The organism is Lentzea sp. NPDC055074, from assembly GCF_053608005.1.
The window spans coordinates 86,596-96,803 of sequence record NZ_JBSGUQ010000017.1 but is presented as its reverse complement, the minus strand read 5'-3'; the positions used below and the strand labels follow the sequence as shown (position 1 = coordinate 96,803).

Sequence of the window (10,208 nt, the reverse complement as noted above, 5' to 3'; positions counted from 1 at the left end):
GGCATTCGTGCTGGCCACCGGCCTTTTGCTGTCCGCGTGCACCGGCTCGCCGGTCGTCGTCACCTCGACGCCCGTGCCGGAGTCGTCGCCCACCTCCCAGGGCCCGCCACCGGCCCGTTCGTTCGTGCTGACCGCGGGCGGCGACATCCTGATCCACCCCGCGCTGACCGACCAGGCCGTGGCCGACGGGGGCGCGGCCGGACGGGACTTCCTGCCGCTGTTCGCGGGCATCAAGGACACGCTGAAAGCCGACCTCTCGCTGTGCCACCTCGAGGTGCCGCTGGGCCCGAAGGAGGGCCCGTTCTTCGGCTACCCGGCGTTCCTCGCGCCGCCCGAGGTGGCGAAGGGCCTGGTCGACGTCGGCTACGACTCGTGCTCGACCGCCTCGAACCACACCCTCGACCGGGGCGTCTCGGCGATCACGTCGACCCTCGACGCGATGGACGCCGTCGGCCTGAAGCACACCGGCTCGTTCCGCACCCAGGAGGAGTCGGCCGCGCCGCTGATCCTCGACGCGGGCGGCGTGAAGGTCGCCCAGCTGTCGTTCACCTACGGCTTCAACGGCATCCCGCTGCCCCAGCCGTGGCGCGCGAACCAGATCAACGCCACGAAGATCCTCGCCGACGCCCGCGCCGCCCGTGCCGCGGGCGCCGAGGTCGTCGTGCTGTCCGTGCAGTGGGGCAACGAGTACCAGCACGAGGCCACCGAGGACCAGAAGGCCCTGGCCAGGCAGCTCCTCGCGGACCCGGCGCTGGACCTGATCATCGGCACGCACGTGCACGTCGTGCAGCCGTTCGAGAAGATCGGCGGGAAGTGGGTCGCGTACGGCCTCGGCAACGAGGTCGCCCGGCACGCCGAGCCCCGCGGTGTCACCGAGGAGGGGGCGATCGCGCGGTTCAAGTTCGAGCAGAGCGCCTCGGGGTGGTCCGTGGTCGAGGCCTCCTACACGCCGACCCTGGTGGAGCTGGGGCCGCCGATCCGGCTGGTGGACCTGACCCGTGTGCCCGCGTCGGCGCGCCGGACCGAGGCGATCAACCGGACCGAGGGCGTCGTGTTCAGCCTCGGAGCCGCGGAGCAGGGCCTGAAGCGCGGCAAGCCTTAGATCGTCTCCATGTGGGACGGTGCCGTGCATGACCGATCTGCTCACCGTCGCCCAGTACGCCCGCCTCGGCGGGGCCGGGTGCACGGAGCTCGTCGAAGGCAGGCTGATCACGTCGCCCGCCAGGCCCTCCTCGCACAACTTCGCCTGCGGCAACCTGATCATGCAACTGGCGGCACAGCTCCCCGCCCACCTCGGCGTCGTGTACGGGCCGGACGTCGATCTGGAGCTGGCACCGCCGGACGCGCCCGGTTTCGTCCGGCGCCCGGACGTGGTCGTGTGCCACCGCGGCTCCCAGGACGTGCTCAGGGCGGCCGAGGTCGTGATCGCGGTCGAGGTGGTGTCGCCGGACTCGCGCTACACGGACCGCCGGGCCAAGCGCCTCGACTACGCGGAGGCCGGCATCCCGTTCTACTGGATCGTCGACCTCGCGCCGCTCTCGCTGACCGCGCTGCGGCTGGGGCCGGACCGCCGGTACGGGGAAGTGCCCGCCGCGGCCGAGGTCCACGAGTCCGCCGAGCCGTTCCCCGTGAGGATCCGGTTGGACCAGCTCATCGACTGAGCACCCTCTCGTACCGGTCGACCCATGCCTTCGGTTCCCGGTTCTCGAACTCCCCGATGCGATCCGGCACCGGTGCCTTCGTCAGCACCGGCAGGTAGCCGTCCTCCGGCAGGAGGGAGTCGCTCGTGACATCGCCGTCCAGCAGCGACAACGTCGCCAGCCCGCAGGCGTAGTCGAGCTCGGGCAACGCGGCCGCCAGCGCGACCCCGGCCGCCATCCCGACCGACGTCTCCAACGCCGACGACACCACGCACGGCAGCCCGCACGCCTCGGCCACCTCGAGGGCCTTCCTGACCCCGCCGAGCGGCGCCACCTTGATCACCGCGATGTCCGCGGCCCCCGACACGGCGACCTTCAGCGGGTCGTCGGCCTTGCGGATCGACTCGTCGGCGGCGATCGGCACGCCGACCCGTCGGCGCACCGCCGCCAGCTCGTCCAACGTGTGACACGGCTGTTCCACGTACTGGAGCCCGCCGGCGGCCTTGTCCATGGCCTTGATCGCGGCGACGGCCGTGTCGACGTCCCACAGCATGTTCGCGTCGACCCGGACCGCTCCCCGCGGCCCCAACGCGTCCCGCACGGCTTCGAGCCGAGCGCAGTCCTCTTCCAGCGTCGACTCGGCGACCTTCACCTTGGCCGTCGAACAGCCGGAACGCGCCACGATCTCGTGCGCCTTCTCGGGACTGACCACGGGCACCGTGCAGTTGACCGGGATGCGGTCGCGGACAGGAGCAGGCCAGCCCTCGTTCGCTGCCTCGAGCGCACACGCGAGCCAACTGGCGGCCTCGTCGTCGCCGTACTCCTCGAACGGGCAGAACTCGCCCCACCCGGCCGGACCCTCGATCAGCAGCCCGGTGCGTTGCGTGATGCCGCGGAACCGGACGCGCATCGGAATGGAGTAGACGTGCACGGCCCGATTCAAGCGCACTTCTGGAACTCCAGCGAATGCCCGCCCCCGCGCAGGTTCACCGTGCCGACGGGCTGGACGGCGAGCAACGTGCACACGATCTGCTGCACGGCAGCGGGGCTGAGCTGCAAGACGTCGCTCGACAGGTTCACGTCGAGGCCGTTCGCGACGCGGTCCACGGTGGCGGGTGCGGCGTCGAACGGGACCTCGGTGGTGAGGCCGCGGGCCTGCTCGGAGTTGGTCGGGCCCTGGGCGAGCAGCGCGACGACGTCGAAGCCGCTCAGGCTGCCCTCCGACCGGCTGACCGCCACGACCCGGCCCTCGGAGACCCAGAAGAGCGACGGCGAGGTGTTCTCGACGGGGCCGCTGGGGGCTTCGAGGCCGGGGATCGGGTCGGTCGGGCGGACACCACACGCGGTGAGGAGGGTGAGGACGAGCGCAGCCAGCCCGAGCTGACGCAGGGGTCCCCTCCAGGGGGTCCCCCTGATTCCATTCTCCCAGGCGGCACCGACAGTTTTCGGCCTCACGACTCACCACCCAGCGGCAGCCGCAGCGTGAACAACGCCCCGCCGCCGGGCCGGTTCGCCGCCACCAGCGTGCCCCCGTGCAACCGCGCGTTCTCCCACGCGATCGCCAGCCCGAGCCCCGACCCCTCCGACCGCCCCCGCGACGAGTCGGCCTTGTAGAACCGCGCGAACACGTGCGGCAGCACCTCGGCGGGCAACCCCGGCCCGGAGTCCGCCACCTCGATCACCAGCGAAGGACCCTCCACCGACAGCGCGAGCGTCACCGGCGGCGACCCGTGCCGCAGCGCGTTGCCCACCAGGTTCGCCACGATCACGTCCAGCCGTCGCGGGTCCAGCCGCGCCCGCACCCCCTCCGGCAGCGACGCGGACACCTCCGCGAAGCCGCGCATCCGCAGGCAGGTCCGCACCACCTCGGCCACGTCGACGTCGTCCAGCGCGAGCGCCGCCGTGCCCGAGTCGAACCGCGTCACCTCGATCAGGTCGTTCACCAGCCGCGTCAGGTTCAGCGTCTCCCGGTTCACCAGCCGCGCGGCCTGCCCGGCCACCCCCGGCAGCGACGCGGTCTCGGCGTCCAGGACATCGGTCACGGCCGTCATCGCGGCCAGCGGAGTCCGCAGTTCGTGCGACACGTCCGCGACGAACCGCCGTGCGTCGGCCTCCATCCGTCGCAGCTCACCCACGTGGTGCTCCAGCGACGTCGCCGTGCTGTTGAACGTCGACGCGACGGAGGCCAGTTCGTCGCGCCCACGCACCGGCACCCGCGCCGAAAGATCTCCCTGCCCGAGCCGCCAGGCCGCGAGCTGCAGCTCCCGCACGGGCCGCAGCACGCCGCGCGCCGCCAGCAAACCCAGTCCCAGAGCCAGGATCAGCACGGCGCCGCCGATCAGCCACGCGTTGCGCGCGAGCTCGTCCACGAACGCGATCTCCGACTTGAACGGCCGCAGCACGTACACCTCGATGCCCGACGGACCGCCCGACGACACCCGCAGCTGCATGCCGACGACGAGCCACACGCCGCCCGCGTACGAGACGCGCTGCCACCCGACGCGGCCGGTCGACACGAGCGCACGCAGCTCCGACGTGATCACCGACGGGTCCATGCCGCCCGCGGAAAGCCCGTTGCCGTAGGCCAAAGCCGACCCCTCACGTCCCGAGACTCGTGCGGCGACCCGTTCCAGCACGGCGGCGTCGACGGCTCGTGCGGGCAGCGGGTAGAGCTGCTCGACGCGGTTCGTGGTCTCGATGACGGCGTTGTCCTGGGCGCGCTGCACGATCGCGTCGCGCGCCCGCACGTACCCGGCACCGGCGACGGCCGCGGCGGTCACGACGGTCAGCAGGGCGAACGCGAGCAGCAGTCGCAGGCGGAGCGTCACAGCGGCCCGAAGCGGTAGCCGAAGCCCCGGACGGTCTGCACGTACACGGGTGCGGCCGCGTCGTCCTCGATCTTCGACCGCAGCCGTTGCACGCACGCGTCGACCAGCCGCGAGTCGCCGAGGTAGCCCTGGTCCCACACGGAACCCAGCAGCTGCTGGCGCGACATCACCCGGCCCGGCGACGACGAGAGCTCCAGCAGCAGCCGCAGTTCCGTCGGTGCCAGCGAGACCGGTTTGCCGAACCGCGTCACGACGAGGCCCTCGCGGTCGATCGTCAGGTCGCCGTGGCGCTCGGCCACGACCTCGGCGACCGAGGCGGTCGAACGGCGCAGCACGGCCCGGATGCGCGCCTCCAGCACGCGGGCCTGCGCCGGCTTGGCCACGTAGTCGTCGGCCCCCGCCTCCAGGCCCGCGACCACGTCGATGTCGTCGTTGCGCGCGGTGAGCATGATGATCGGCAGGTCGCCGCCGGCCCGGATGCGCCGGCACACCTCGAACCCGTCCACGCCGGGCAGCATCAGGTCCAGCACGACGACGTCGGGCGTGACGCTGCTCAGCAGTTCGAGGCCTTCCTCGCCCGTGCGCACCGCGTCCACGGTGTGTCCCTGGTAGGTCAGGGCGAGCGACAGTCCCTCGCGGACCGCCTCGTCGTCCTCGATCAGCAGTACGCGCGGCATGCCCTCCAGCCTTCCCGACGGGTCTCATGGGGACGTTCGTGCGACGTCATCGTTGCGTAACGACCGCCCGTGCGCAGTTGTTGCACAGCCATCACGCCGTGCGGACACAGCTCCGACAACCTCTGCGACATGCGAAAAGTCCTACTGGCGATGAGCTTCGCGGCCACAGCGGTGATCACCACCGCCGCCCCTGCGCTGGCCATCCGCGGAGGTACCGAGGCTCCTCGGCCGTACCCGTTCTCGGGCTCGCTGCAACGGCCCGACTCGCCGCGCGAGGACGGCCACACCTGCGGCGTCACGCTGGTCGCGCCGGACTGGGCCGTCACCGCCGGCCACTGCACCCGCAACAACCCCAGCCTCGCCCAGGTCGGACGGCCGCGGGACTGGACCGTCCGGCTCGGCACCGCGGACGCGGGCAGCGGCGGCGAGGTGATCGCGGTCGAACGCTTCATCACCTACGCGCCCAACCCTGCCCACGAGGGCGACATCGGCCTGCTGAAGCTGAGGAAGCGGGCGAAGACCCGGCCCGTCGCGCTGCCGTCGGCGAGGCCCGCCGAAGGAACTCCGGTGCGGATCCTCGGCTGGGGCATGACCTGCTCCCAGCGCGCGCCCGAGTGCTACCCGAAGAAGCTGCGCGAGGCCGACACCGTCGTCCAGTCCCCGCAGGCCTGCGACGGCATCTACGCCGACCGCGAGCTCTGCATCGGGGCACTGGACGGCAGCGTCGCCGCCACGAACATGGACTCGGGCGGTCCCGCACTCGTCCGCGACGGCGACCGCTGGGTGATCGCCGGTCTGGTGAGCGGCGCCGGCCGCGACGACGCACCGGTCATGTACACCGACGTCCACCACTTCACCGGCTGGATCGCCGACGTCGTCAGCGGCAGGGTGAACCCGCCGGACACCCCGGTGCCGAACCTCGAGGGCGCCGCGTCGCTCGCCGGCGTCTGCTCCGGATCCGTGGTCAGGACCGACGACACCAGGCCCGGCGACCCGGCGTTGCTGCTCACCAACGGTCACTGCGTACCGGAACGTCCCGCGCCGGGCGAGACGCTGGAGGACGTCCCGCTCGACGCGCCGGTGACCATCGGCGACCGCCAGGGCTACGTCCAGGCCAAGGCCAGGACGACCCGCATCGTCTCGGCCACCATGACCGGCGCGGACACCGCGCTCTTGCAGCTCGACCAGACCTACGCGCAGCTCCGCGCCAAGGGCGTGAAGATCTTCAGCCTCTCCGGCCGGTCGGCCAGGCCGGGCGACCGCGTCGACATCATCTCGTCCGGCAACGGCAAGCGCTTCAGCTGCACGATCGAGGCCGTCGTCCCGCACCTGCGCGAAGAGGGCTACACGCAGGACAACGCCTACCGCTACGACCCGGCCTGCACGCCGTCGCACGGCGGTTCGGGCTCACCGATCGTGCTCCGGGACGGCGTCACCGTCGTCGGTGTGCACAGCACCGGCAACGACAGCGGCGAGCAGTGCACGGCCGACAACCCCTGCGAGGTCGCGGCGGACGGCTCGGTGACCGTCCGCCGAGGCGCCCGCTACGGCCAGCAGGTCAAGCACCTCCGGTCAGGCACCTAGCCGCTTGCGCACCCAGCCGGAAGCCTGGTCGACCACGACGACGAGAAGCAGCACCACGAGGATGTGCGTGACCATCTCGTCGAACCGGAACAGCTTGATCGACTGGTTGATCAGGAAGCCGATCCCGCCCGCGCCGACCAGCCCGAGCACGAGCGAGGACCGCACGTTCACGTCCAGCCGGTAGAGCAGAAGTCCCGCCAGGGAAGGCAACACGGTCGGGAGCACCGCGTGCAGCGCGATCTGCGGACCGGACGCACCGGTCACCTTCAACGCCTCGCGCGGCCCGCGGTCGCTCTCGTCCATCGCCTCGGCCCAGAGCTTGCCCATCACACCGGTGTTGTGGAACACCAGCGCCAGCACGCCCGCGAACGGCCCGAGCCCCACCGCCGTCACGAAGATCAGCGCGAACACCACGTCCGGCACCGAACGCAGGAACGACAGCACCGCCCGTGCCGCTTGCTGAGCCCACGCGGCCGAGGTCGTCGCCCTGGAGGCCAGCAGCGCCAGGGCCAGGCCGAACGGGATCGAGAACGTCGTCCCGAGCAGTCCTATGTAGAGCGTGATCACCGCTGCTTCCAACGACTTCCCGAGCACCGAGAGGTCCGGCGGCAACGACTCGGCGAGGAAGTCGGCCATGCCCTCCCAGCCCTCGACGAGCGCGGCGGGGGAGAACTCCGTGGCCTGCCAGGCGAGCACGTGCACGACGACCGCGATCGTGAGGCCGGCCCAGACGGCGGGAGAAGGCCGACGGCGACGAGGAACCGCGAGCTTCGGGGTGCTCACGCCGCCACCACCGCCTTCATCTCCACGACGCGATGCGCATGGGCGCGAGCGAGCTCGGGCTGGTGCAACACGGCCACCACCGTCATCCCCTCGTTCGCCAGGTATCGGAGCAGCTCCATCACCTGCACCGCGGCCTGCGGGTCGAGCGCGGACACCGGTTCGTCGGCGAGGATCACGGTGGCGCGCTGGCACAACGCCCGCGCGATCGCCACACGTTGCTGCTGGCCACCGGAAAGCCGTGCGCACCGATCCAGCGCGCGGTCCGCGAGCCCGACCCTCGCGAGACACCCCATCGCCTCCTCCCGGACCGCCTGGGGGAAGAAGAACGAGCGGTGCAGCGGAAGCCGCCCCAACGCCCCGGAACAGACGTTGTCCAGCGCGTTGCGCCGGCCGACCAGGTGGATCTTCTGGAACACCATCGCGGCGTTCCCGCCGACCTCGATCTCGCCACCGTCCGGCGACTCCAGCCCGACGACGCACCGCAACGCCGTGGACTTGCCCGACCCGTTGGGCCCGAGCAGCGCCACGAACTCACCGGGCTCCACCGACAGGTCGAAGCCGTCCAGCACGGTGCGGCCACCGAACGACTTGCGCAGGCCGCGGATGGCGAGCATCAGACGTCCTCTTCCTTGAGCCCCAGCGTCGCCGCGAGGTCGAAGAGCACCTTGTACGTGTCGTTGCTGACCTGCACGAGCGGTCCGGGAGGCGTGACGTCCAGGAACGCGCCGACCTTCTCCACGTCCTGCGGCCCGAGCTCGAGCAACGCCCTGCGCACCCTGTCCTTGAACGCCGGGTCGAGGTCACCGCGCACGGTGATCGGGTCGTTCGGGATCGGCTCGGACTTCCAGATCTGCCGGAACCTCGACTCGTCGAACGTGCCGGCCGCCTTCGCGGTGGCGAGCTGCTGGCTGTTGATCTCGGCGGCGTCGACCTTCCCGTTGACGAGCGACAACATCGCCTCGGGATGCCCGCCCGCGTAGTCGAGCTTCACGTCCTCGACGCCGTGCTTCTTGAGGCCGTAGCGAGGAAGCGCGTCCCCGGAGGCGCTGCCGACGCTGCTCAGCGCGAGCGACCTGCCGGCCAGGTCCTCGATCTTCTGGGCGGCCGAGTCCTTCCGGACCCAGATGCCGGCGGTGTAGCTGGTGAGCTTCCCGGACCCGTCCGCGAACGACACCATGGGCTCGGCCCCGGCCTTCTGCGAGGCGAAGACGTACCCGAGCGGACCGAACTGGGCGATCTCCAGCTTGTCGTTGCGCATCGCCAGGACCTCGGCCGCGTAGTCGTCGACCACCTGCAGCTCGACCTCGCAGCCGAGCTCGGTGCTCAACGCCTTCGCCAGCACCTCGTAGGCGGGCTTGAGCTTGGCGGGGTCCTCGTACGGCTCGACGCCGAAGCGCACCTTGCCGCCGGGACAACCGTCGGTCTGGTTGGAAGTCGTTGTGCCACAGGCGGTCAACGCGAGTGCCGCGGCAAGCACGACGCTCAGGTTCCTCATCACGCTGGGGGTTCTCATCACATCTCCTGGAGGAGGTCGTCGAGCACGGCCGGGGCGAGGCCGAGCGCGGTGGTCATGCCGATGCCGGAGGTGACCGAGACGGCCCTGGTGAGCGGAACGGGCGTCGCGGTCAGGAAGGGTTCGGGGGCCGACGCGTAGATGCCGCGCCAGCGTTCGAGGACGCGGAGACGGGGAACGCCGAGCAACCTCGCCGTCTCGGTGAGCACCAGGTCGTCCAGGTCCTCGGGCCGGTAGGGGTCGACCGTGCGGCTGTAGTGGTGGGTGTCGCCGATGGTGAGCGAGCCGTCGGGGAGCTGGGTGAACATCAGGTTCAGCCCCGCCTCGACCAGCTCCGGGTGGTCGTTCGTGAGGCGCTCGCGGACCTTCGTGAGGCTCGGGCACCGTGCGAACGCGTCGTAGCGCAGCATCGAGAACCCGGTCAGCACGGCCGGGTCGACCACGCCGTCGTGGGCGACCCGCAGCATGCGCAGCTGGCAGCGCTGGACCTCGTGTTCTTCGGCCAGGTCCGGGAAGAACCTGTCGACGTCGTGGCCCACCGCTACGACGGTCGCCCGGCAGTGGATCTCGCCTCGCGACGTGCGGACCAGGCCGGGTTCGACGGTGAGGACGTTGGTCGACCAGCGGAACTCGACGCCGCGATCGTTCAACAGTCCTGCGATCGCGTGGACGGCTTCGCGTGGGTCGACGCGGATGTCCAGGGGGAGGCGGGCAGCGCCGAGGATCGAAGGATCGTTCAACAATCCCACTTTCGGCTTGTTCAACAATCCCACGTCCGGATCGTTGAACGATCCCTTCGCGGGATCGTTCAACGATCGATTTGAAGGATTGTTGAACAACTCAACGTCGCGGACCTCGGCGAACTCCTCCAGCACAGCGAGCTCGTCCTCCGCCCGGGCAACGACGAGCGTGCCGGACTCGCGCACCCAGAACCCGGCCTCCCTGGCCAGCGCCAACCACTCCCCGCGGGCCGCCGTCGCGTACTCGAAGGCCACCCCGTCCTGGGCGGTGAAACACCCGTGCCCGAAGTTGCGCACGGAGGCCCCGACCGCGTGCGAGTCACGCTCGACCACGACGACGGACAACCCCCGCCGCACCGCGTGCCAAGCGTGCGCGAGTCCGACGATCCCCGCGCCGACGACCACCAGGTCCACACTTGTCATAACAAGAACGATGAGCGGCG

At 71.0% G+C, this 10,208-nt stretch carries 11 protein-coding genes; 3 read left to right on the top strand and 8 right to left on the bottom strand.

Going from position 1 to position 10,208, the window contains the following annotated elements:
- Positions 1-7 precede the first annotated feature (7 nt).
- Together ACWF7A_RS32035 and ACWF7A_RS32030 are read left to right on the top strand one after the other, a co-directional pair.
- Complete coding sequence (locus ACWF7A_RS32035; RefSeq protein WP_452254239.1) at positions 8-1,102, top strand: CapA family protein; 1,095 nt, start codon at positions 8-10, stop codon at positions 1,100-1,102.
- 28 nt (positions 1,103-1,130) lie between these two features.
- Positions 1,131-1,661 (top strand): Uma2 family endonuclease, encoded by a 531-nt coding sequence (locus ACWF7A_RS32030; RefSeq protein ID WP_452254238.1) that lies wholly within the window; start codon positions 1,131-1,133, stop codon positions 1,659-1,661.
- Here the strand turns inward: ACWF7A_RS32030 and ACWF7A_RS32025 are convergent.
- The 4 genes from ACWF7A_RS32025 to ACWF7A_RS32010 are packed head-to-tail and all read right to left on the bottom strand — an operon-like array spanning position 1,651 to position 5,145.
- Complete coding sequence (locus ACWF7A_RS32025; RefSeq protein ID WP_452254343.1) at positions 1,651-2,571, bottom strand: o-succinylbenzoate synthase; 921 nt, start codon at positions 2,569-2,571, stop codon at positions 1,651-1,653. The genes ACWF7A_RS32030 and ACWF7A_RS32025 overlap by 11 nt on opposite strands.
- An 8-nt stretch (positions 2,572-2,579) precedes the next feature.
- A complete protein-coding gene (locus ACWF7A_RS32020; protein WP_452254237.1) occupies positions 2,580-3,095 on the bottom strand; it encodes a GerMN domain-containing protein in 516 nt (171 codons plus the stop codon).
- Positions 3,092-4,468, bottom strand: a complete 1,377-nt coding sequence (locus tag ACWF7A_RS32015; protein ID WP_452254236.1) for an ATP-binding protein — start codon at positions 4,466-4,468, stop codon at positions 3,092-3,094. Before ACWF7A_RS32015 ends, ACWF7A_RS32020 begins: the two co-directional genes overlap by 4 nt.
- Entirely contained in the window at positions 4,465-5,145 is a 681-nt protein-coding gene (locus ACWF7A_RS32010; protein WP_452254235.1) for a response regulator, read from the bottom strand. The genes ACWF7A_RS32015 and ACWF7A_RS32010 overlap by 4 nt, the downstream gene beginning before the upstream one ends.
- 129 nt (positions 5,146-5,274) lie before the next feature.
- On the opposite strand from ACWF7A_RS32010, the gene ACWF7A_RS32005 reads away from it, so the two are divergent.
- Positions 5,275-6,729 (top strand): trypsin-like serine protease, encoded by a 1,455-nt coding sequence (locus ACWF7A_RS32005; RefSeq protein WP_452254234.1) that lies wholly within the window; start codon positions 5,275-5,277, stop codon positions 6,727-6,729.
- On the opposite strand, the gene phnE is transcribed toward ACWF7A_RS32005, so the two are convergent.
- Genes phnE through ACWF7A_RS31985 form a run of 4 tightly spaced genes read right to left on the bottom strand, consistent with a single transcriptional unit; the run spans position 6,718 to position 10,188 of the window.
- Entirely contained in the window at positions 6,718-7,512 is a 795-nt protein-coding gene (gene phnE / locus ACWF7A_RS32000) for a phosphonate ABC transporter, permease protein PhnE (RefSeq protein ID WP_452254233.1), read from the bottom strand. The two genes, ACWF7A_RS32005 and phnE, sit on opposite strands and share 12 nt — an antisense overlap.
- Entirely contained in the window at positions 7,509-8,126 is a 618-nt protein-coding gene (locus tag ACWF7A_RS31995; protein ID WP_452254232.1) for a phosphonate ABC transporter ATP-binding protein, read from the bottom strand. The genes phnE and ACWF7A_RS31995 overlap by 4 nt, the downstream gene beginning before the upstream one ends.
- Positions 8,126-9,025, bottom strand: a complete 900-nt coding sequence (locus ACWF7A_RS31990) for a phosphate/phosphite/phosphonate ABC transporter substrate-binding protein (RefSeq protein WP_452254231.1) — start codon at positions 9,023-9,025, stop codon at positions 8,126-8,128. Before ACWF7A_RS31990 ends, ACWF7A_RS31995 begins: the two co-directional genes overlap by 1 nt.
- Entirely contained in the window at positions 9,025-10,188 is a 1,164-nt protein-coding gene (locus tag ACWF7A_RS31985) for a TIGR03364 family FAD-dependent oxidoreductase (protein WP_452254230.1), read from the bottom strand. The genes ACWF7A_RS31990 and ACWF7A_RS31985 overlap by 1 nt, the downstream gene beginning before the upstream one ends.
- Between the last annotated feature and the right edge of the window lie 20 nt (positions 10,189-10,208).

Excerpts from the sequence above, each read along its gene's own strand:
- ACWF7A_RS32030 (WP_452254238.1), top strand. The coding sequence starts at position 1,131 with ATGACCGATCTGCTCACCGTCGCCCAGTACGCCCGCCTCGGCGGGGCC.
- ACWF7A_RS32010 (WP_452254235.1), bottom strand. The coding sequence starts at position 5,145 with ATGCCGCGCGTACTGCTGATCGAGGACGACGAGGCGGTCCGCGAGGGA.
- ACWF7A_RS32005 (WP_452254234.1), top strand. The coding sequence starts at position 5,275 with ATGCGAAAAGTCCTACTGGCGATGAGCTTCGCGGCCACAGCGGTGATC.
- ACWF7A_RS31995 (WP_452254232.1), bottom strand. The coding sequence starts at position 8,126 with ATGCTCGCCATCCGCGGCCTGCGCAAGTCGTTCGGTGGCCGCACCGTG.
- ACWF7A_RS31990 (WP_452254231.1), bottom strand. The coding sequence starts at position 9,025 with ATGAGAACCCCCAGCGTGATGAGGAACCTGAGCGTCGTGCTTGCCGCG.
- ACWF7A_RS31985 (WP_452254230.1), bottom strand. The coding sequence starts at position 10,188 with ATGACAAGTGTGGACCTGGTGGTCGTCGGCGCGGGGATCGTCGGACTC.